Annotated in this window: 19 protein-coding genes; 8 read left to right on the top strand and 11 right to left on the bottom strand. The window is 63.6% G+C overall.

All coding sequences use genetic code 11. The annotated features are described in order from the left end of the window. Window positions 1-4 precede the first annotated feature (4 nt). The 4 genes from aliA to badH form a co-directional block, all read right to left on the bottom strand. Entirely contained in the window at window positions 5-1687 is a 1683-nt protein-coding gene (gene aliA / locus AT395_RS06765) for a cyclohexanecarboxylate-CoA ligase (protein WP_042112492.1), read from the bottom strand. 87 nt (window positions 1688-1774) lie between these two features. Further along, window positions 1775-2929: a cyclohexanecarboxyl-CoA dehydrogenase gene (gene aliB / locus AT395_RS06760; protein WP_048628066.1), complete on the bottom strand. Its 1155-nt coding sequence runs from the start codon at window positions 2927-2929 to the stop codon at window positions 1775-1777. A 15-nt stretch (window positions 2930-2944) separates the two neighbouring features. Then, the gene (badI, locus tag AT395_RS06755; RefSeq protein WP_039375510.1) at window positions 2945-3727 is read right to left on the bottom strand and encodes a 2-ketocyclohexanecarboxyl-CoA hydrolase; all 783 of its coding nucleotides are present in this window, start codon (window positions 3725-3727) and stop codon (window positions 2945-2947) included. 66 nt (window positions 3728-3793) lie between these two features. Next, the gene (badH, locus tag AT395_RS06750) at window positions 3794-4561 is read right to left on the bottom strand and encodes a 2-hydroxycyclohexanecarboxyl-CoA dehydrogenase (RefSeq protein ID WP_042112496.1); all 768 of its coding nucleotides are present in this window, start codon (window positions 4559-4561) and stop codon (window positions 3794-3796) included. 145 nt (window positions 4562-4706) lie between these two features. Between badH and AT395_RS06745 the strand changes: the two genes are divergently transcribed. The 6 genes from AT395_RS06745 (at window position 4707) to AT395_RS06720 (ending at window position 10609) form a co-directional block, all read left to right on the top strand. After that, on the top strand, window positions 4707-5243 hold the full coding sequence (locus tag AT395_RS06745; protein ID WP_042112498.1) for a MarR family winged helix-turn-helix transcriptional regulator: 537 nt from the start codon (window positions 4707-4709) through the stop codon (window positions 5241-5243). Window positions 5244-5437: 194 nt separating this feature from the next. Further along, window positions 5438-5911: a MarR family winged helix-turn-helix transcriptional regulator gene (locus AT395_RS06740; protein ID WP_042112500.1), complete on the top strand. Its 474-nt coding sequence runs from the start codon at window positions 5438-5440 to the stop codon at window positions 5909-5911. 3 nt (window positions 5912-5914) lie between these two features. After that, window positions 5915-7924, top strand: coding sequence for an FUSC family protein (locus AT395_RS06735; protein ID WP_048627789.1), 2010 nt, complete (start codon window positions 5915-5917; stop codon window positions 7922-7924). After that, window positions 7921-8130, top strand: coding sequence for a DUF1656 domain-containing protein (locus AT395_RS06730; protein ID WP_042112501.1), 210 nt, complete (start codon window positions 7921-7923; stop codon window positions 8128-8130). The genes AT395_RS06735 and AT395_RS06730 overlap by 4 nt, the downstream gene beginning before the upstream one ends. Beyond that, window positions 8127-9098, top strand: coding sequence for an efflux RND transporter periplasmic adaptor subunit (locus AT395_RS06725; RefSeq protein WP_048627790.1), 972 nt, complete (start codon window positions 8127-8129; stop codon window positions 9096-9098). The genes AT395_RS06730 and AT395_RS06725 overlap by 4 nt, the downstream gene beginning before the upstream one ends. A 17-nt stretch (window positions 9099-9115) precedes the next feature. Then, window positions 9116-10609, top strand: a complete 1494-nt coding sequence (locus AT395_RS06720; protein WP_048627791.1) for an efflux transporter outer membrane subunit — start codon at window positions 9116-9118, stop codon at window positions 10607-10609. A 242-nt stretch (window positions 10610-10851) separates the two neighbouring features. Here AT395_RS06720 and AT395_RS06715 read toward each other — a convergent pair whose 3' ends face one another. The 3 genes from AT395_RS06715 to AT395_RS06705 all read right to left on the bottom strand — a co-directional run bounded on the left by AT395_RS06715 (window position 10852) and on the right by AT395_RS06705 (window position 13291). After that, entirely contained in the window at window positions 10852-11121 is a 270-nt protein-coding gene (locus AT395_RS06715; protein WP_042112505.1) for a DUF4148 domain-containing protein, read from the bottom strand. A 362-nt stretch (window positions 11122-11483) separates the two neighbouring features. Next, entirely contained in the window at window positions 11484-12251 is a 768-nt protein-coding gene (locus tag AT395_RS06710; RefSeq protein ID WP_042112508.1) for a LuxR family transcriptional regulator, read from the bottom strand. A gap of 146 nt (window positions 12252-12397) precedes the next feature. After that, entirely contained in the window at window positions 12398-13291 is an 894-nt protein-coding gene (locus AT395_RS06705) for a LysR family transcriptional regulator (protein ID WP_048627792.1), read from the bottom strand. Window positions 13292-13357: 66 nt separating this feature from the next. Between AT395_RS06705 and AT395_RS06700 the strand changes: the two genes are divergently transcribed. Next, a complete protein-coding gene (locus tag AT395_RS06700) occupies window positions 13358-14590 on the top strand; it encodes an MFS transporter (RefSeq protein WP_048627793.1) in 1233 nt (410 codons plus the stop codon). On the opposite strand, the gene AT395_RS06695 is transcribed toward AT395_RS06700, so the two are convergent. Then, window positions 14490-15443 carry a LysR family transcriptional regulator gene (locus tag AT395_RS06695; RefSeq protein WP_042112512.1) on the bottom strand — a complete coding sequence of 318 codons (954 nt, stop codon included), beginning with the start codon at window positions 15441-15443 and terminating at the stop codon, window positions 14490-14492. The genes AT395_RS06700 and AT395_RS06695 overlap by 101 nt on opposite strands. A 115-nt stretch (window positions 15444-15558) precedes the next feature. Here AT395_RS06695 and AT395_RS06690 point away from each other — a divergent pair, with 115 nt between their 5' ends. Then, complete coding sequence (locus AT395_RS06690) at window positions 15559-16155, top strand: nitroreductase family protein (RefSeq protein ID WP_042112513.1); 597 nt, start codon at window positions 15559-15561, stop codon at window positions 16153-16155. 109 nt (window positions 16156-16264) lie between these two features. Here the strand turns inward: AT395_RS06690 and AT395_RS06685 are convergent, their stop codons facing one another. Genes AT395_RS06685 through AT395_RS06675 form a run of 3 tightly spaced genes read right to left on the bottom strand, consistent with a single transcriptional unit; the run spans window position 16265 to window position 22103 of the window. Continuing rightward, entirely contained in the window at window positions 16265-17722 is a 1458-nt protein-coding gene (locus AT395_RS06685; protein WP_048627794.1) for an efflux transporter outer membrane subunit, read from the bottom strand. A gap of 2 nt (window positions 17723-17724) precedes the next feature. Next, the gene (locus AT395_RS06680) at window positions 17725-20880 is read right to left on the bottom strand and encodes a multidrug efflux RND transporter permease subunit (RefSeq protein WP_048627795.1); all 3156 of its coding nucleotides are present in this window, start codon (window positions 20878-20880) and stop codon (window positions 17725-17727) included. 2 nt (window positions 20881-20882) lie between these two features. After that, the gene (locus tag AT395_RS06675) at window positions 20883-22103 is read right to left on the bottom strand and encodes an efflux RND transporter periplasmic adaptor subunit (RefSeq protein WP_231606024.1); all 1221 of its coding nucleotides are present in this window, start codon (window positions 22101-22103) and stop codon (window positions 20883-20885) included. Between the last annotated feature and the right edge of the window lie 267 nt (window positions 22104-22370).

Here is a 22370-nt window from a genome sequence, read left to right as displayed (position 1 = left end):
GTCCTCAAGGCGTGTGTTCAGTGGCGCTTGCGCGGGAGGCCTGGAGCATCTCGCGCAGCTTGAATTTCTGTATCTTACCCGTGGGCGTCGTCGGCAGCGTCTCACGAACTTCGATCCGCTCGGGCCAGTACTGCCGCGCCACTTTGTGCGACGCGAGGAAGTCGGTCACCGCCGCGAGGTCGATCGATTCGCCCGCGCGCGGCACGACGACCGCGCAGGCGCGCTCGCCCAGACGCTCGTCCGGGTAGGCCACGATCGCTACCGTAGCGATCGCCGGATGCCGGTACAGAAGGGCTTCGATTTCCACGACCGGGATGTTCTCGCCACCGCGAATGATCACGTCTTTGCTGCGTCCGGCAATGCGCACGTAGCCAGTCTCGTCGAGCCACGCCATGTCGCCGGTGTCGAACCAGCCCTGATCGTCGGTAGCGTTCCATTGCGCGCGCTTCAGATAGCCACCGAAATTTGAACAGGCGCGCACCAGCAGCCGCCCGGTCTCGCCGACGGGCAACGTGTCGTTCTGCGCGTCGACCACGCGCAACTCTACGCCCGGCAGCGGGCAACCGTCGGTCGTGGAGGCCCGCACATCATCGTCATCGAGACGCGTGAGCGTAACGGCACCGTTCTCCGTCATCCCCCATGCCGAAACGATCTTTGCGCCGAGTACGCTGCGCGCCTGTTCGACGACGGGGCCGGGAATCGGTGCGCCGGCACACAGAAATGCACGCAGGCTCGGCACGGTCTCGCCACTGGCCGCTACCGCTTTCGTCAGGTCGGAAAGAAACGGTGTCGACGCCATGGTGAATGTCACCCCTTGCTCGCGAATCAGCCGCACGGCGTTTGCCGGGTCCCAGATGTCGAGCATCACGGCGCTCGCCCCGAGAATCACCGGCATCATGAGTCCGTACATGAAGCCGGTCTGATGAGCGAGGGGCGACCCCATCAGGATCACGTCGTCGCGGCCCAGGCGCATGCGCTCGGCATAGGCAAGAATGTTCGAGAACGTGGTGTTCGCGCTGTGCATCACCCCTTTGGGCTCACCCGTCGTGCCCGAGGTGTACATCAACTGCATGATGTCGTCGGGATGGGCGCGCGCTGCCAGCATCGTGGCCCGCTCGTCGCTCGACGCGGCGGGTTCGCCCGCCATGAGCACCGCGTCGAAGCTGTCCTCGCCCAGGCCGTCGCTGTTGTTCTTGCTGTCGACCACGATGACATGTTGCAGGTCCGGCAAGTCCGGCTGTAGCGCCCGAGCCATTGCCGCGTGATCGAACCCCCGGAACTGGCGAGGCACGACGAACACCTTCGCCTCGCCGTGGCGCAGCATGAACGACAACTCCCGCTCGCGGAAAATGTGCATCAGCGGATTGAGCACGGCGCCGATCCTTGCGCAAGCAAGATAAGTGACGGCGAACTGCCAGCCGTTGGGCAATTGACAGGCCACGACATCACCGCGCCCGACACCACGACGCATCAGCCCCAGCGCGAGGCGCTCCGCGGCATCGGCAAGGGCCGCATAAGTCAGCCGCTGCGTCTGTCCCGTGGCGCTCGACACCGCCGTGAGGGCAACCTTGTCGGGCGATGCCGCGACAGCAGCATCGAGGGCATCGTTGATCGTGCGTTCGGGCCACCAGCCGCGTGCCACGCTCTGCTCGCGCCTTGGGGGAAGCAACACCGCATCGAATTCCATTGCATCGTCTCCTGTGCTGTCGCATCGTTCGTATCGTTATGGTCCTGCTGTCGCTTTTTGCTGCTGCCGGCGTCGATGCCTGCGCCCTCAGATCGGTACGGCCTGCCTGCCCGCCCGGGTGCGCGCAATGATCGTCTTCATGATCTGTGCGGTGCCGTCGCCGATCTGGAACCCCAGCACGTCGCGCAGGCGTTGCTCCATCACGCCACGATCGTAGCCACCGTGTCCGAACATCAGCAGGCACTGATGAATCGTGTCGTACGCCAGCTTCGGCCCCCACCATTTGCACATCGCGGCTTCGGCGCTGTGCGGCAAGCCGCGGTCCTTGAGCCAGAGCGTTTGCAGGCAAAGCAGTCTGGCCGCCTCGACCTGTGTGTCGAAATCCGCCAGCGGATGCGACACCCCCTGAAAGGCCGAAAGCGGCTTGCCGAACGCCTCGCGCTGGGCCACGTACGCCCATGTTTCGTCCAGTGCCGCCCGGGCGACAGCCAGCACTTGCAGACCGATCAGCGCGCGCGAGAAGTCGAAGCCCTGCATCACCTGCACGAAGCCCTCGCCGGGCGCGCCGAGCACATGGTCGGCAGGAATTCTGACGTTCTCGAAGAACAGCGACCCCCGGCCGATGGCGCGTTGCCCATGACAGTCAAAGCGCTGGCGCGTGACACCCGGCAGGTCGAGCGGCACAAAAAACGCCGAGATGCCGCGCGCAAGTTCGGACACCTCGCCGGTTCGCGCGAAGACGACGGCCGCGTCTGCCTGATCGGCAGCCGAGATCGAGGTCTTCTCGCCATTGAGAACGTAGTGCGTGCCGTCGAAGTCGGCGCGCATGCGCAGGTTTGCGGCGTCGGAGCCGCCACGCGGCTCGGTCAGTGCGATGGCCAGCAGCGTCTCGCCGCGCGTGAGCTTCTCCAACCAGGGGGTCACCACCTCCGGCTTGCCGTGCTCAGCCAGAATCTGACCGTTGAGCGACGCCAGCAGGTTGACGTACGACATGCTGAGATCGGCGCGCGCGATCGCCTCGTGAATCACACCGGCGGCCAAACGCCCCATGCCCTGCCCGCCATAGACCTCCGGGAGTTCGGGCGCAATCAACCCCATTTCCCCCATCTCCCGCATAAGACTGCGCTCCAGCACGCGCGTCTGGTCGCGCGTCTGAAAGCCGGGAGCAATCCGAGCCTGAGCAAAACGCTGCGTGTGCTCGGCCAGGGCTACGAGATCGTCGTCGAGATACGGATTGAGCATCGCGGTCTGCCTCGCTTATTTGGCGTACTTGCGGAAATCGGGCTTGCGCTTTTCCTGAAACGCGCGCACGCCTTCGCGCGACTCTTCCGTCTCGTAATAGAGCTTGAGCGCGTACATGCCCATGCCGGCGATGCCCGCCTGCTGCGCGGTGTCCATGTTGAACGAGCGCTTTGCGATGGCGATCGCGGTCGGGCTGCGCTCCATGATCTCGTCGCACCATTTCTGCACTTCGGCGTCGAGTTGCTCATGCGGAACGACGGTGTTCACAAGGCCCATTCCGAGCGCTTCAGCTGCGGTATAGCGACGGCACAGGTACCAGATTTCGCGCGCTTTCTTCTCACCGACCACGCGTGCCAGAAACGCCGTGCCAAAGCCGGGGTCGACCGAACCGACTTTCGGCCCGACCTGACCGAAGACAGCTTTCTCGGAAGCGATCGTGAAGTCGCACAAGGTGCAAATCACGTTGCCACCGCCAATCGCATAGCCCTGCACACGCGCAATCACCGGTTTGGGCACGTCGCGAATCGCGTTATGCAGTTCCTCCATCGGCAAGCCGATGGTGCCGCGCCCGTCGTACTGCCCTTCATGCGCGGACTGGTCGCCGCCGGTGCAAAACGCCTTCTCGCCGGCACCGGCAAGCACAATGCTGCCGATCTCCCTGTCGTAGCCCGCCTTGTTGATCGCGTGAATCAATTCGTCGCAGGTGCGTCCGCGAAATGCATTCATCTTCTCCGGACGGTTGATCGTGATCCATGCCGCACCGTTGCGCACTTCATACAGAATGTCTTCGTAGTTCATTGTCTTGGTCCTCGCCGCCGGCCACACGACTTCCGGCCGTGTCCGGCATCGTCTTGATAGGAAATGTCAGCCGTTCATCGTGAGGCCGCCGGACACGCTCAGCACCTGACCGGTGACGAACGCCGCGTCGTCGCTTGCGAAGAAGGCAATTGCACCGGGCAGATCGTCTGCCTGGCCAATGCGCCCCAGAGGGATCGCCTTCGTGAACGCCTCGACGAGTTTTTCGGGGTTTCCGGCCCCCTCCTTGTAGTCGGCGAAAAGCGCCGTGTCAGTCGGCCCGGGGCACACCACATTGACGGTGATGCCGTGACGCGCATGTTCACGCGCGATGGTTTTCGAGAACGCCACAATCCCGCCCTTGCACGCGGCATAGACCGCTTCGCCGGACGAGCCGACCCGCGCGGCGTCGGATGCGATGTTGACGATCCGTCCGCTGCGCCGCGCCACCATCTCCGGCAGTACCGCGTGATGCATGTGCAATGCGCCGATCAGATTGATGGCGATCAGCCGGTCCCACTCGGCGGGCACTGTCTTGGTAAAGGGTTTGAAGATGTCCCAACCGGCGTTGTTGACCAGCACGCTCACCGGACCGAATGCCTGCGCGACTGCGGCCACTGCTGCGTCGACCTGCTCGCGCACGGTGATGTCGCACGCAAACGCCTGTGCCCGCCCCCCGGCCTCGACGATCTCCCCGGCCACACGCTGCGCTGCGGCCAAATCGCGATCGAACACGGCCACGGCCGCTCCCTCGCCTCCCAGCCGGCGGCACGTCGCCCCACCAATCCCGCCCCCGCCCCCCGTCACAATGACGGCCTTGCCCTCGAACCGCTGCATGTCCTGCCTCCAGAGTCGCTGACGGGCACGGTATCCTTGCTGAGCGCGAAAGGGGCCTGCCCGCCGATTAAATTACGTCAATATATTGACGTATACTAGACATCAGATCGGTGATGCGCAAGCACGTAACCGCAGAGGATTCGATATGGAAAACCCTAATAAAAACGTAGAAATTACCCGGATGGAGCTGGCCAATCGATTGTTTTTCCGGCTCTATCAATGCGCCAATATGTTGCATAAAACAGGGACGAGAGCCGTCGAAAGCCTTGGCCTGACGACTCAGCAATGGGCCGTGCTGGGGGCACTGTCCCGGCCGGAAGTGCCAGACGGGATGAGCGTGGGCGATCTGGCCCGCTATCTGATGGTGAGCCGCCAAAACCTGTCTGGCCTGATCAGCCGCATGGAGCGCGACGGCCATATCGTCAGCGCACCGGACGGACGCGACCGGCGCTCCCGGCGCATTACGATGACCGAGCACGGTCATCATGTCTGGCACCGGGAAGCCGTGCCGCGCATTCACGACTATTACGGGCGCGCACTGGATGAGTTCTCGACAGGCGACATCACCCACACCCTGCACTACTTGCTCAAACTGCTCGAGAACATGAAGCGGATTGACGAGATGTCCGGCGCGGACGGAGAAATCGCCGACGCCAGCCCGGCCGATGTCACAGGCGTCTGACAGGCCAGTTTCGGCGCACACCGAAAAATAAAACGGGCACAAACGACCGAAAGTGCCCGATTCCGCGCGCCTGTCAGAGCCCCTGGAATAGCCCCAGCCCCCTTGCAGGCCGGACTTTCCAGTCGATCTCGCCGTCTGACGCAATAACGCATTAACTAGCATCCTAATTATTAGTTAACATATAATCTTTCTCCATGACCTCCCTAGAATCGCTCCGCTTTGTCTTCACCAGCCACTTGCTGCTGGCAGGCAAGCAGTGGCGTCAGATCTCACAGGGCGCGATCGTCGAATACGGAATTTCTGCGGCGAGCGCAGGCCCGTTGTTGTTCATCCGCCGCCTTGGCCAGGGGGTGCGTCAGGTCGAGCTTGCCGAATACGTCGGGCTCGAAGGCGCATCTCTGGTGCGGCTGCTCGATCAATTGTGCGCAGCCGGACTCGTGCTGCGCGAAGTGGATGCTAGCGACCGTCGCGCCAACGCGCTGCGGCTCACGGAGGCCGGCGAGGCGCTCGCCGAGAAGCTCGAAATCGAACTCAGCCAGTTGCGCGCGAAGGTTTTCGCGAACATCCCGCGCGAGGATTTCGAGGCGGTGTTGCGTGTGTTCGAAGCGATTTCCAACGTGGCGAGCCCCGACGTGGGGATTCTCACGATGGAGCCCCCGAAGAAGTAAACCGTGTTCAACTGGCCATCCTCACGCGACTGGATTTTCTCGATCAAGGCGTTTGTCGCCTCGATGCTGGCGCTCTACATCGCGTTGGCGCTCGGCTTGCCGCGCCCATACTGGGCCATGGCCACGGTCTATATCGTGTCGCACCCGCTGACCGGCGCGACACGCTCCAAGGCGCTGTATCGCGTGCTCGGCACACTCCTCGGCGCCGCCGCTTCCATTGCTTTCGTCCCCGCGCTCGTCAACAACCCCGAGTTGCTGATGGCGGCCGTCGGGCTGTGGACCGGCACGCTGCTCTATATCTCGCTATTGCATCGTTCGCCACGTAGCTACGTGTTTCTGCTGGCGTCGTACACGCTGCCGCTGATCGCCCTGCCAGCGGTGAACACGCCCGACGTGATCTTCGACATTGCCGTGGCGCGCTCCGAAGAGATCATTCTCGGCATCATCTGCGCGAGCGTCGTCGGCGCCGTGATCCTGCCCACAAGTGTGGCCAAGGTACTGCACGACCGCTCGGCCCGCTGGCTCACCGACGCCGCACGCTGGACAACCGACATGCTCTCCGCCGACCCGGAAGGCAAGGCAACGCGCCACATGAGCCGTCACCGCATGGCGGCCGACATTCTGGCGCTCGACCAGTTGATCAGCCAGCTTTCCTACGATGCCGACACGTCGGAGCGCGTGCGCGATGCGCAGGAATTGCGCGGGCGCATGACCATGATGATGCCGGTGCTCTCGACGGTGGCGTCGCTGGTGCACACGTTGCGTCAGCACCCCAAGGGCGCACCCGAAGCACTCGAAGCGAAGATGGCAGAGGTGGTCGCATGGCTGCGGCGTGGCGCACCGTCACCCGCCCCGGCCCACTTGCTGAGCCCGCCGCAATCGGCCGGCGAAGCCTCGGACTGGTACGGCGCGCTGGTGGCCGCAACGGAGGATCGCCTGCGCTCGCTGGTGCAACTCTGGCAGGACTGCGTGTCGTTGCAACGCCGCTTCGGCCAATACGACGATCGGGACAGCGGCTACGAATGGAAGCCCGCTTTCCAGCACTGGGAACTGGGCGGCGCACGCCACTACGATCACGGCCTGCTGCTGTTCTCAACCGTATCGGCCGCGTTGTGTACGTTTCTCATGGGCATGGCCTGGATCTACACAGGCTGGAACGACGGCGCCGCCGGCGTTTCGCTCGGCGCCGTAGCCTGCTGCTTCTTCGCGGCCATGGACGAGCCCGCACCGTTCATCCGCTCGTTCTTCTGGGCAACGGCCGTGTGCGTGGTGTTCGCCGCCGTCTACGTGTTCTTTATCCTGACGAATGCGCATGACTTCGGTCTGCTCGTGGCGATGTTCGCCGTACCGTATCTGCTGCTCGGCACGCTCATTCCACAGCCCCGCTTCACGATGGTGGCGATGCTCGTTGCCGTCAATACCGCGAGCTTCGTCGGTATTCAGGGGGGCTACAGCGCCGACTTCCAGGCGTTCTTCAATAGCAATCTTGCCGGTCTGGCCGGTGTCCTGTTCGCCCTGCTCTGGACGTTGCAGACCCGCCCCTTCGGCACACGCGTCGCCATGCGCCGCCTAATTCATTCGAGCTGGCGCGACATTGCGAAGAACGCGGTCGGCCGCTCGGTCGCCGAGCACGGACGCCTGCGCGCGAGACTGCTCGACCGGCTCGGCCAACTGGTGCCGCGTCTGGCGGCAAGCGAGAGCGAGACGTCGAGCGACGGTTTTACCGAAGTCCGCGTCGAACTCTCTGCGCTGGCGTTGCAGCGCGAGCTGCCGCATCTGAATCCATCGCAGCGCGACGCCGTCGAGGCCGTGCTCACCGACGTGGCGCGCTTCTATCAAGCGCGACTCGACGAACAGGTGAGCGAGCCCGACACCACGCTGCACGACAAACTGCTGGGCGCGGTGCGCTCGTTGGTGGCCCATAGCGATCAGGCGTCGCGCAGTGCGCGCGCGTCGCTCATGGACATCCACGTCGCGTTGTTCCCGGCCACACGATCCGGGAGTATCCAATGAGCGGTGAGATCGATATCTACGGCGTATTCGTGCCGACACTGCTAGTCCTGATGGTCGTGGCTTTCGTGCTGACGGGCGTGCTGCGCTTCGTGCTCGCGCGCATCGGCTTTTACAAGCTCGTCTGGCACCGTTCGTTATTCAACCTTGCTGTGTACATCATCGCGCTGGGCGGCATCGTCGCCATTGCGCGCGCCTGCCAACCATGAAACTGAAACTTCGCTCTCTCGGCCCCGTTGTGCTGACGCTTGCGGTATCTTGCGTCGCCGTCTTCGTGCTGCTGCATCTGTGGGACTACTACACCGTTGCCCCCTGGACACGCGACGGGCGCATTCGCGCCGACATCGTGCAGGTGGCGCCCGACGTCTCCGGTCTCATCACCGATGTCGAGGTCAAGGACAACCAGCAGGTACACCGTGGCGACCTGCTGTTCGTGATCGACCGTGATCGCTACACACTCGCACTGCAACAGGCGGAAGCTACCGTTGCCGCGCAACGCGCCACGCTCGCGCAGGCACGCCGCGAAAACGCACGTAACCATCAGTTGACGGAAGTGGTCGCCAAGGAAGTGGTCGAGGCCGGTCAGGCCAAGGTCGAATCCGGCGAGGCCGCCGTCGCGCAGGCCGAAGCGGCCGTGCGACTCGCGAAGCTCAACCTTGAGCGCACGCGCGTTCTCGCCCCCGCCGACGGCTACCTGAACGATCGTTTGCCGCGCGTGGGTGACTACGTCAGCACCGGCCGCCCGGTGCTCTCGATGGTGGATGCCAACTCGCTGCACGTCGAAGGCTACTTCGAAGAAACCAAGATGCGTGGCATCCATATCGGCGACAAAGTCGAAGTGCGCCTGATGGGCGAGCGGCATGTGCTGCACGGCCACGTGCAGAGCATCGTTGCCGGGATCGAGGATCGGGATCGCACGAGCGGCGCGTCGATGCTGCCCAACATCAACCCGACGTTCAACTGGGTACGTCTCGCCCAGCGCATTCCGGTGCGCATTGCGCTGGACGATGTGCCCCAGGACATGCGGCTGGTCGCCGGCCGCACCGCGACCGTGACCGTCGTACAAGATCAGCAGGACAAGTCCGGGCAGTCGAGGCAGTCGAAAGAGGCTGACGCAGCATCCGCGACGCTGGCCGCCTCACGCGAGACCGGCGCCCAACCGGGAGCCCGTCAGTGAAAACTCGATTACTCCTGATGAGCGCCGTGGCCGCAGCGGCCGCGCTCGTTGCCGGATGTACCACCGTCGGCCCCGACTACCACTTGCCGGAAAACTCGGTGATGCGCTCGCCCGAAGCGAACGGCCCCATCGCCGGCAATGCACAGCACGCGGTTTCAATTGCCGCCGTTCCCGATGATTGGTGGCAACTCTACGACGACCCCAAGCTCGACGCGCTCGTGAAAGAGGCGCTTGCCGCCAACACGAACGTGCGTGTGGCGCTCGCCAATGTGCGCCGCGCTATTGCGATGTATCACGAAGTCGAGTCGGAGAATCTGCCGCAGGGCGGCGTGGAAGCCAATGCGGCACGCGCCCAGCTTTCCGGCGAGAGCTTTCTCCAGGAAGAGAAACTGCCGGTCATCAATCTTGCCGCCGCCGCACTGTCCGTCTCGTACCAGATCGACTTCTTCGGCAAGCTGGCGCGCGCGGACGAAGCTGCGCTCGCCGCCGCCGAAGCGAGTCAGGCAGCACTCGACGTCGCTCGCGTGAGCGTGGCCGCCGAAACGGTGCGCGCCTATGTGCAAAGCTGCGCGGCCAATCATGAGTACGACATCGCCAGCGAGCAACTGCAATTGCAGGAAAAGAGCGTGGCCATTACACGCAAGCTGGTCGACGCGGGGCGTGATCAACCCACCGATCTGCTGCGCGCTCAGGCGCAGGCCGACACCTTACGCGCCGCGCTGCCTCATTTTCAGGCACAGCACGAAGCCGCGACCTATCGGCTGGCCGTCATGCTCGGCAAGGTACCCGGCACGCTCGACGCAAGCATCGCGCAATGCCGCCGCATTCCCCAACTGAGCCAGACGCTGCCTGTCGGCGACGGCACGGCACTGCTCAAGCGCCGCCCCGATGTACGTCAGGCCGAGCGCGAACTGGCGTCGGCCACGGCGAAGATCGGTGTCGCTACGGCGGACCTGTACCCGTCGATTCGACTCGGTGCCTCGATCGGGGCGAGCGGGGTCCTGGAACACTTCGGACAAGGCCGCACGGAGCAGTGGACCGTGGGACCGATGATCACGTGGTCGTTGCCGACCAACGGCGTGCGCGCCCACATCAAAGGTATGGAAGCCGGCGCCGACGCCGCCCTCGCCCATTTCGACGGCGTGGTGTTGAAGGCGTTGCAGGAAACGCAGACGTCGCTCTCGGCGTACACCCGTGAATTGCAGCGCGACGACGCCCTGCGCGACGCCCGCGACAAGTCGCGCGCCGCGGCCGAGCAGAATCACAAGCTCTATCAGGCCGGTCGCGCACCGTACCTGACCAGTCTCGATGCCGAGCGCACCCACGCCAACGCCGAGGCAGCGTTAGCCGCCTCCGAAACGCAAGTCGCGATGGATCAGGTCAATCTGTTCCTGGCACTCGGGGGTGGCTGGCAATCGAGCGCCGCCAACGACAAGACATCGGTGGCCGGGTCGCATTCGATGGCGGAACACGGCGGCACAAACGCCTCGCCGGCACCGTCTGCCCATTGATCCATTGAAATGATGAGGACGAGGGGCGCGGCGTTCTCGCGTTCTCGCGTTCTCGTAACGCCTTCCCTCCAGAAACACACAAGCCCCGTCGGGAACGAATTCTCGGGCGGGGCTGTGGTAGGCGACGCGCTATGGCGTCTGTGAGCGGAATCGCGCGGCGCGGGCAAGGCTCGATGAAGCGTTGGGCGGGCCGTCGGCGAATCCGGGACTGCTATCGATAACCGAGGTTATCTGAACGCCATTTAGTTGGCGCTCGGGGCTTGCGGTGCACCTGCCTGGTTCTGCGCTTCAATCTTGGCCGTCAGATTCTGCAACTGAACCGACTGTTCGTAGGTGTACGGGAAGTTGAATTCCGTCACCGGCGAAAGGCCGAGTTCACGTGCAGCTTGCAGCTCGGCACGTACATGGGCGCGGGTCACACCGCCCGTTTGGCTCTGATCTGCCGCAAACACCGAGCCAGCAGCCATCGTCAGACCAACGAGCGCGACAGCGGTTAACAGGTTCTTTTTCATGGAAAACTCCTTTTATCGTTCATATAACGCTCATGGACTCGAAAACCGCCAATCAATTAGTTTTCGCCATGAGTAAATTATAGTTTTCCCTTACCAACGAACCAGCCCTAAAGCGACAACACACTGTTTCGGAAAAGTTGTGAAATCGGCCGAATTCGACGTTGAAATGGCCTGAATGTGGCAGAAACCGGGACGGAAACCGCACCGGTCTTTCGAAGATCGTGCGATTTCGTCTGAAGCCCGTTGGCGGGAACGGTACGTGCAGGAATGGCGGGCGAATATCGCCTCGTGAGCGGCCGCAGAACGCGCTCACGAGCGGGAATCAATCGCAGAGGAATCAGGGGAAAATTCGGGGGAGAAATTCAGGGGGAAATTAAACCGCTGCTGATCGCAGCGGCAATGGCCTGGTGCCGATTGACGGCACCGAGCTTACGCTTGGCGTTATTGATATGGAACGTCACCGTATGCTCGGAAATCTTCAGAATCAAACCAATTTCCCACGCCGTTTTACCGCGCGCGGCCCACAGCAGACTTTCGATCTCGCGCGGACTGAGCTTGCCAACGCTGCGACTCGCCACCCATTGCATGTCGAGTTGCTGAATCGCCTGGTGAAAATACACCGCCGTCAGATAAATTTCCCCGACCATGCGCGCTTCGTGCTCAGCCGAGGCTTCAGGCGACTGTGCTGTCGCAGCGCTGAAGATGGCTCGCTCGCCGGCCGCGCCATAGATGGGAATCGACACCCCGGACGCGAGCCCGTGCGCGCGGGCATCCGCGAAGATCGGATGCGGTCGTTTCTGAGACAGAAAAGTCCGCCACAGAATCGGCAGTGGCGATAAATTGGCGGCAATCAGAACGGGATCGACTTCGGCATATCCCGCGCTTTGATAACGCTCAATCCACGCCGCAGGAAATGTCGTAAAAATATGGCGACTCGGCATACCCTTCGCCGAAATCCGCTGATCTTCAATCTGAAATGCTGCGGCCTCTCGTTCTCGACGGGGCAGGAGCGGCGCATAGAACAGCGCGTCATATCCCAGCGCGTGCGTCAGATTCTGAAACTCTGCGTCGAGTGCCTCGACCGAGCGGGCCCCTAACAGCCCCTCATATCGGTAAAGATGATGATGCATTGCGAGTTGCACGTTTCTTAGTATTTTCCGGCGAAGTGCCGATATTCGCGCATTGTAGTCCTAGCCTTATGGTTTGCGGGTAGTAATTTTGTTCATCAAACAACAGGTCTTTTAACGCGGAGTGCCAATCATTTACGCATTGAAAATTATGCGGCATTATTCAACGTCTCCAATGCCGACATAACTTTGCGCAATCCCGGTGTGAGCGGTTTATCCTGACGCACGACAATCGCAAGCGTTCTCGACAATTCCGGAACGAGCGCCGAGATGCGCAGTCCACGCCGGTAATGCGCGGCGGCCACCGACATGCGCGGCACGATGCTGTAGCCCAATCCCGCCGCCACCATTTCCTTGATCGCTTCGATGCTGCCCAGCGCCATGACCGGCCGCACGCGCAATCCGGCTTGCAGAAACCACTCGTCGATCAACAACCGCGTGCTGCTACCCGACTCGAACGCGACCATCGGCGACGCAACGAGCTTGTCTGGCGTGACCTCGGCTGTCCAGCCTTCATCCTTGAGGGGAGCGATGGCAACAAACTCGTCGCGCAACACCGGCGTGACGTGCAGGCTGCGCCCGGCGGCAGGCAATGTAACGAGTCCGATGTCCAGCCGATTCTCGGTCACCGCGGCCACCACGTCGTCCGTGTTACCGGTACTCACGCGAATGTCGAGCATCGGATGGCGCTTGCGCATCGCCCGCAGAATCGGCGGTAACAGATGAATGCAGGCCGTCGCCCCGGTTCCGATCGCCACTTCGCCCGCCACATCGCTCGCGTGGCTCGACAACGCCTGCATGGCTTCTTCGACAGTGGCGTCGATGCGCCGGGCGTGCTCCAGTAATGTCAGCCCGGCAGATGTCGGCTTGAGCCGTTTGCCTACACGCTCGATCAACCTGACATTGAGCCGCAGCTCAAGCTGGCGAACCTGCAAGCTCACGGCTGGCTGCGACAGGTCGAGGCGAGTGGCAGCCGCAGAGAAACTCCCGGCGTCGACGACCTCGGAAAACGTGTGAAGCTGGTCCAGATTCAGGCGGCGCATCTCAAAGTTTTCCTTATGAGCCGGATAAGATGCCAAGACTTTACCAAGAGATGCTATCGGCGCACCATGCAAACGTCTCTTCGCCCCATCGGTTCTCCGGTTTCGTCACCGCCCTCTCCCGCCATGCCCACCGTCATCACCCTCGGCCTCGCGCAATTGATCAACTGGGGAGTGAGCTTTTACCTGCCCGGCGCTTTCGCGTGGCGTATCGCACAAACGACCGGATGGCCGCAAACGTGGGTATTTGCCGGGCCGTCGCTCGCCATGCTCGTGATGGCCGCGATCTCGCCGCTCTCAGGCCGCTGGATCGAGCGGATGGGGGGGCGCCGGGTCATGTGTACCGGCACGCTTGTCTGCTCGGCGGGTTGTGCGGTGCTAGGCACCAGCACGACCCTCGTGCAGTGCTACGCGGCGTGGTGCCTGCTCGGTGTTGGCATGCGCCTATCGCTTTACGACGCGGCGTTCGCCACGCTCGCGGCCCTCTACGGACCCGCTGCGCGCCGACCGATGACGCAGATCACACTCATGGGCGGACTCGCAACGACCGTCTTCTGGCCGCTGGGCAACTGGCTGGGCGATACCTGGGGATGGCGGACCGGTGTGTTCGTCTACGGTCTCTTCGGTCTTCTCGCCTGGGCGTTGCTGCGCAGCTTGCCACCGACACCCCCGCGGATGCCTGCCGCGCATGCGCCTCGCCACACGCGCTCACCGCTGCCCCGCACACCCGCCCTGCTTTACTGTGCGGTCATGACGCTGGTAGCAATTCTGTCCTCGGGGCTGGCGGCGCATCTCACGTCGCTGCTCGGCGCTCAGGGACTACCGGCCGGGCTCGCCGCGCTTTGGGGATTGGGTCAGGTGTGCGCACGTACGCTCGAATGGCTTCAGCCGCGTCAGGCAAGCGCTATCAAACTCAATCTCGTGGTGGGCGGCGGACTGCCACTGTGCTTCGCACTGGGGCTTGCCGGCCTCTCGTCGGTCTACGCCGCGGGCGTGTTCATTTTCACGTATGGCGCCCTGAATGGTCTGGCTACCCTGTTGCGTGCCAGCCTGCCACTCGAACTCTTTGCCCCCGAGGCCTACGCACGCGCGCTGGGCACTTTGCTCACGCCTGCGTTTGCGCTGTCTGCCGTTGCCCCATGGGGATATGCCGTGGCACGCGAGCACTGGGGCGATGCCGCGATTCTCTGGGTCTCGCTCGCTATCGGCCTGCTGATTGCGGCTGCGGCGCTAACGCTGCGGCGTCTGGCGCCGCCAGCGCCTGCTCCACAAACCCTTGCAGAAACGCGATCCACGTCTTGACCTTGGCGTCGAGATACAGGCGCGACGCGTAGACCGCATAGACATTTGTCCCCTGCATTTCATAGGCCGGCAGCACACGAATCAGCGTGCCGCTGCGCAACGCCGGAAGTGCCGAGAGCAACGGCACCGGCCCGACACCGCAACCACTGATCAGCGCCGCCGCCAACGAGTCGGCGGTGTTCACCCGCAAGCGCGCCGAGGGCACCGGCAACTTCACGCGGCCGTCCGGGCCGTCGAAATCCCAGTGATCGACCGAGTAATGCGGTGCGACGAGACGAACTTGCGTGTGCTGCGCCAATTCGTCGAGCGACGCCGGGGCGCCGTGCTTGTCGAGGTATTGCGGCGCAGCGCACAACACCGACGCCATACGGCAGATCCGCGCCGACACAAGACCGGAGTCGGGCAACTGCGACGTGGCGAGTCGCAGCGAGACATCGATATTCTCTTCCAGTAGATCGGGCACGCGCGACGACAGCAAAAGGTCTGCCTCGACCTCCGGGTACCGCTCAAGAAACCGGGCGAGCGCGGGAATCACGAACACCTGTCCGAAGCTGGCCGGCGCATGCAAACGTAGCGTGCCGGCGGGTGCCGCACTTGCTGCGCCCGCTTCGGCTTCCGAGTCGTCGACGAGCGAGATGATGTCGCGGCAGCGGCCCAGATAGCGTTTGCCCGCGTCAGTCAGCGCCAGCTTGCGTGTCGTACGGTGCAGCAGGCGGGTGCGCAAGTGCGCTTCCAGCTCGGAGACCGCCTTCGACACCTGCGCCGTCGTCATGTCGAGTGAGCGCGCCGCACCGGCAAAGCTGGCCGCATCGGCCACGCGCACGAAGATCCGCATGTTCTTTAAGGTGTTCATGAGGCGTGATGATATATGTACATGCGGCGATATTGGTTGGGATCGGCACGCTCGCACGGTATCCTAGCCACCCGCTCGGGATCCACTGAGCCTTTTTCGCCGACGAGACATTCGCATGCCCGACACGACCGCCCGCCAAGCCGACCACCCCATCGACCCGCAGTTCGTTGCCCGCTGGTCGCCGCGCGCCTACACCGACGAAACGCTGCCGGAAGCCACGCTGCTGTCGTTCTTCGAAGCCGCCCGTTGGGCGCCGTCGGCATACAACGCCCAGCCGTGGCGCTTTGTCTACGCACGCCGGGGCACGCCGCACTGGGAACAGTTCGTCGGCTTCCTCAACGAATTCAACCAGAGCTGGGCGAAGCACGCCGCAGCCATCGTCATCGTGATCTCGAAGTCCACGCTGACGCCGCCGGGCAGCGACCAGGAAGTGCCCGCCCCGACCCATGCGTTCGACGCTGGCGCGGCATGGGGCTACCTCGCGCTGCAAGCTTCGCTCTCGGGCTGGGCAACGCACGCCATGGCAGGTATCGAGCACGACAAGATTCGTAACGAACTCGATCTGTCGCCGAAGTACAAGATCGAAGCGGCCGTCGCCATTGGCCGCCCCGGCGACCCCGCCACACTGCCCGAAGGCCTGCGTGCTCGCGAAGTTCCGAGCCCGCGCGAGCCGCTGTCGAAGATCGCCGCAGAGGGCCGTTTCGCGTTCTGACGCCGCTGTCCTCGCGCTGTCGTCAACCGCGCCGGGCCCCACAAACAAAACCCCGCCGGATCGTAAGACCCGGCGGGGTTTTGCGTGATGCCAGACGAACAGCCAGGTATCAGGAAGCACTGGTCTGCGGCGACCAGCCGCCCCCCAACGCGCGATACAGGGCGACTTGATTGACCAGCACCCGCTGCTTTACGTCGATCAGTTGTTGCGCGGCCTGAAACTCGCTGCGCTGTGCATCGAGTAGTTCGAGATAGCTGGCCACACCGTTGACGTAGCGGCGCTTGGCCAGACGAAGTCGCTCGCGCTCGCCGTCCGACACCCGCTTTTGCGCCTGAAACTGACGCGCCAACAGTTCTTTTGCGGCCAGGGTGTCGTCCACTTCCGCGAACGCCGTCTGAATGGCACGTTCGTAGGTCACGACGGCCATCTCCTTGCGCACGTTCGCCAGATTCAGCCCTTGCAGGTTGCGGCCGCCTTCGAAGATCGGCACGGTGATCTGCGGCATGAACGACCACACGCCGGTACCCGCACTGAACAGATCCGAGAAGCGCGCGCTGGCCGTACCGATATCTGTCGTCAGCTTGATCGACGGAAAGAAGGCCGCGCGTGCTGCGCCGATATTCGCGTTGGCGGCGCGCAGTTGTGCTTCCGCCTGACGAATGTCCGGGCGGCGCATCAGCAGCGATGAAGGCAACCCGGCCGCGACGGGCACGACGAACGCGTCGTCGAGCGTGGCCGCCGCCACCGGCTTCGCACCGACATCGCCGGTGAGAATCTGCAACGCATGCACGATCTCGCTGCGCTGACGCTCGCGCGCAGCCAACGCCGCTCGCGCCACTTCGACCTGCGTGGTCTCGGTGTTCAGATCGAGATCATCGACCAGTCCGCGCTCAGCGCGCAGGCGAATCACCCGAATACCTTCTTCGCGAGCCGATAGCACCTCACGAGCGTAAGCGATCTGCTCGTTGATCGCCACGAGTCCGATGTAAGACGTTGCCACCTCCGCCACCAGACTCACCTGTGCGGCGCGCTGCGCTTCTTCGCTCGCCAGATACGCTTGCAAAGCCGCGTCGCGCAAGCTGCGAACGCGTCCGAAGAAATCGAGTTCGAACGCGCTCACCCCGGCTGTGGCGCGCAAGTCGTTCGCCACGTAGCCGCCGGCGGTATTGCTGCTGCTATCCGGCAAACCTGCCGAACCGGAGTAGCGCTGGCGGGAGAACGTGCCGCCCGCCTGCACGCTCGGCAGCAGATTGGCCGCCTCGATACCATAGAGCGCTCGCGCTTCCTGCACGCGCAACGACGCCAGACGCAAGTCGCGATTCTGCTCAAGCGCGCGGCGAATCAGCGTGCGCAAACCCGGATCGGTGAACACGTCGGCCCAGTCCGCGTCGGCCGTGAGCGGCTCGGCCAGCGCGAGCTGAACTTCGCTGCCCGACGGGGCGGCTTCATACGTGGTGGGCATCGGCGCCGCCGGGCGTTCATACGTCGGCGCCAGCGTGCATCCGCCCAGCAATGCGATCAGACACACACTCGCCACAGCGATCCCGCGTATGCGGGTTTGAAACATTGTCATACGTTCCCCTCGACGGCTGGCGCACCCTCGCGCGAGGCGTCCGTGCTATCCGTACTGTCTGCTTTCGGCCGGCGCACGAAGCGGCCGACCAACAGGAAAAACAAGGGCACCAGGAAGATCGCCAGCACCGTGGCCGTCACAATCCCGCCAAGCACCGCCACGCCAATGGCACGCTGTGCGCCCGACGCCGGCCCCGAGGCAATTGCCAGCGGCACCACGCCAAACCCGAACGCGAGCGACGTCATCACAATCGGGCGCAGACGCAAACGCGCTGCCTCCACGGCCGCATCGAGCCACGTCATGCCCTGCTTCGTCAGATCGTTAGCGACCTCCACGATCAGAATCGCGTTCTTCGCCGACAGACCGATGGTCGCAATGAGCCCCACCTTGAAGTAGATGTCGTTGGGCATGCCCATCAGACTCACGGCGCCCAGCGCCCCGATCACACCGAGCGGTACCACCATGATCACAGCCGCCGGAATGGCCCAGCTTTCATAGAGGGCCGCGAGCGCCAGGAATACGATCAGCACCGACAACGCGAACAGCATTGGCGCCTGCGCCCCCGAGATACGCTCTTCGAGCGACTGTCCGCTCCACTCGTAACCAATGCCCTTGGGCAATTCGGTCATCAATTGCTCCATGCGCGCCATGGCTTCCCCGCTGCTCTTGCCCGGTGCCGCCTCGCCCTGAATCGTGAACGACGGATAGCCGTTGTAGCGCCGAAGCTGCGGCGAGCCGAGCTTCCACTTGAGCGAGACGAATGTCGAGAGCGGCACCATTTCGCCGTTGACGTTGCGCACGCGCAGATTGCCGATGTCTTCGGGCGACACGCGTTGCTTGCCGTCCGCCTGCACGATCACCCGGCGGTTCTCCGTGCCCAACATGAAGTCGCCCACGTAGTCGGAGCCGAACATGGTGGCGAGCGTCGTGTTCACGTCGTCCATGCTGACCTTGAGCGCTTCCATCTTGCGGCGGTCGATGGTGACGTCGATCTGCGGCACATCTCCCTGTCCCGCAAAGATCACGTTTTTGAGTAACGGGTCTTGTGCAGCCTTTTTCAGCAATTCGTCGCGAGCGGCAACGAGCGTATCCTTGCCCACCCCGGCACGATCCTGCAAACGCAGGTTGAAGCCGTTCGACGAGCCCAGTTCCGGCAACGCCGGGCTGTTCATCGCCATCATCATGCGGTCGGGTTGCCCCCCGAATGTCTCGTTGACGCGGTCGACGACGGCTTGCACGCTGTCATGCTTCGACGTGCGTTCATGCCAGTCCTTGAGCGTGACGAACAACATGCCGCCCCCAGGGCCCGAGCCGAACTCGTTCCATCCGCCCAGCACGAAGACGTGCTTGACCGGCTCGTTCTTGAGCAGATAGCTCTCGATACGCTTGAGCGCAGTCATCGCTTCGGGCAGGGTCGCCCCCTGCGGCTCCGAGGCCATCACCATGAAACTGCCCGTGTCTTCCTCGGGAATGAACGCCGACGGCAAGCGCATGAACGCCAGCGGCACGGCGATCAGCACAATGCCGTAGACCAGATAGGCGCGCCACGGACGACGCAGCGTCTTGTCGACCGTGCGCGTGTAGCGCGCGGTGCCCAGCGCAAACGTGCGGTTGAACCAGCCGAAGAAGCCTCGCTTCTCATGGTGGCCGGCAGCAATCGGGCGCAACATCGTGGCACACAACGCCGGCGTGAGCGAGAGTGCGAGGAATGCCGAAAATCCGATCGACACCGCCAGCGTGACCGCGAACTGCCGGTAGATGTTGCCCACCGCGCCCGAGAAGAACGCCATCGGCACGAACACCGTGACGAGCACCACCGTAATCCCCACGATGGCCCCGCTGATCTGCGACATCGCCTTGACGGTCGCCGCATAGGGCGAAAGCCCCTCTTCGACCATGATCCGCTCGGTGTTCTCGACCACGACGATGGCGTCGTCGACCAGAATGCCGATCGCCAGCACCATACCGAACATGGTGAGGGTGTTGATCGAATAGCCGAGTCCGAGCAGCACACCGAAAGTGCCCAGCAACGCCACCGGCACTACGAGCGTCGGAATCAGGGTAGCGCGCAGGTTCTGCATGAACAGATACATCACCAGAAACACCAGCACCACGGCCTCGAGCAGCGTAATCAAGACCTTCTGAATCGAGACCTTCACGAACGACGCCGTTTCATAGGGGATTTGATACGAGACCCCGGCCGGGAACAGCGCCGATTGCTCGTCCATCACCTTGCGCACCGCCTTCATCACCTCGACGGCGTTTGAACCCGCCGCCAGTTTGATCGCCATTGCCGTGGCCGGCATGCCGTCCACACGCGACGAATAGTTGTAATCGGACGCCCCCAATTCCACGCGGGCCACATCGCCCAGGCGAATCGCCGAGCCGTCGGCGCGCACCCGCAACGGAATATCGGCAAACGCTTCCGGTGTCGACAAGGCACTGTCCGACACCACGTTGGCGTTGATGGGTGCCGACGAAGGCGTGGCGCCCGCGCCGATATCGCCGACCGTCACGCGCGCGTTGTAGGCACGCACCTTCGAGACGACATCCGACGCTGTCAGGTCCAGCGCGACGAGCTTTGCAGCATCGGGCCAGATACGAATGGCCTTTTCGGTGCCCCAGACCTGCACCTGCCCGACACCTGGAATCCGCCTGAGCTGATTGACGACCTGCGCGGCGGCAAGCTCGCCGAGGTCGAACTCGTCAATGGCAGGATTGGCCGACGCGAGCGTGACCACCATTTGAATGTTGTCGGCGGCACGCTCCACCACCACGCCGTCGCGGCGCACGACTTCAGGCAAGCGTGATTCGACGGTCTTCAGGCGGTTCTGCACTTCCACCGCAGCCAGATCGAGGCTGGTGCCCTGACGGAAGGTGAGGTTGATCGACGAACGGCCATTTCCGCTGGACGCCGACGTGTACATGAGCCCCGGTGCGCCGTTCATCTGGCGTTCGATGAGCGCCGTGACGGAGTCTTCGACCACCTTCGCCGAAGCGCCCGGATAGCTACTCCACACGCTGACTGTCGGCGGTGCGATGTCGGGGTACTGGGCGACGGGCAGCGCCCGGATCGCGAGCACGCCCACCAGCGTAATCAACAGTGAAATCACCCAGGCAAAGACCGGGCGATCAATAAAGAAACGGGCCATGGTTATTGCGTCTCCGCGTTGGAGGCCGGACCAGCCCGTGCGGGCTCTACCGGTTTGGCGTTGTCTTGCGGCTTCGCGTCACGAGGCGGTTGCGCTTTGGCGGCGGCGTCCGTGGCGGCTTCCTTGAGCTTGACTTGCATGCCGTCGGCGAACTGCGCGACGTTCTGCACGATGACCTTCTCGCCACCTTTGAGACCGTCCGTCACCAGCCAGTCATGGCCGTCGATCGCTTCGGCATGCACCTTGGTGTCGTGTACCTTGCCCTGCGCATCGACCACACGCACCACAGCGCCATCGGCCGTGCGGGTGAGCGATTCGCGCGGCACGCGAACGACGTTCGGATTGACCGCCCCCTGCATGCTCACCTTCACGAAGGCGCCCGGCAGCAGCACGCCGTCCGGGTTTGGCAGCAAGGCGCGCATGGCGATAGTGTCCGTGCCCGGGTCGACCGCCAGATCGGTGAAGAGCAGCTTGCCGGGCAACGTGTACGCGCGCCCGTCGGGCAAGGTCACGTGTACCTGTGGCGCAGCCGACTCGCTGCCATGTTGCAGCTTGCCCGCGCGCAGATCGCGTGTCATGGCGTAGACCTCGGCGGCCGGTTGCGAGAAGTTCACGTAGATCGGGTCGATCTGCTCCACGCGCGTGAGCAACGTCGCCGAATCGAGTCCGACGAGTGCGCCTTCGGTGACTTCTGCGCGACGCACACGCCCCGCGATGGGCGAGACCACACTCGTATAACCGAGGTTGAGTTCCGCCTTACGGACTTCTGCCCGGGCAGCGAGCACCTCTGCACGGGCGCGGGCTTCGGCCGCGCGCGACTCGGCATCTTCGCGGGCGCTGATCGCACGCTCTTCGAGCAGGCCCCGATAGCGTTCGATCTTGTCACGGGCCGAATCATGCTCGGCCTGCGCTTTGGCGAGCGCGCCGCGAGCGGCGTCGAGCGCCGCCGACAGCGGTTGCGGGTCGATGCGGAACAGCACGTCTCCCTTGGCGACCTTCTGGCCTTCCTGATAGCGGCGCTCGATGACCACACCACTCGCACGGGCGCGCACGTCGGCACTGCGGAAAGCCTCCAGGCGTCCCGGTTGCTGAGTCGTGAGCGGCTCGGCGCGACGCTCGACCGTGCGTACAACGGCTTCGGGCGTGGCATCGGCAGTGTCCTTCTCGCCGCGATCCGAGCAGGCGGCGAGCAGGAGAACACTGGTGATCAGGCTCGCGGACATGCCAGTTAGCATTCCGAAGCGGGTTCGGCAATCGATTTTCGATGACATATAAGAACTTTGGATTTACGACATCCGGTCAGGGTGTCGAGGCCGCTTTCGGTGCGCGACGTCAACCAGTGGCGAAGCCAGTGGTGGGGAACCGGGGGCCCACATCTCTCCGGGAGCGCGTTGGGTGGCAGGTGCGCGTTACGCGAAGGGGATCTTTGCCTGAGACCACCGGACCGGAAGATCCGGTCGTCTGCCGCCTCGCCTATGTTGGCGTTCAAA

Source organism: Pandoraea apista (genome assembly GCF_001465595.2).
Lineage (GTDB): Bacteria > Pseudomonadota > Gammaproteobacteria > Burkholderiales > Burkholderiaceae > Pandoraea > Pandoraea apista.
This window is presented reverse-complemented; position numbering and strand designations above follow the sequence as displayed.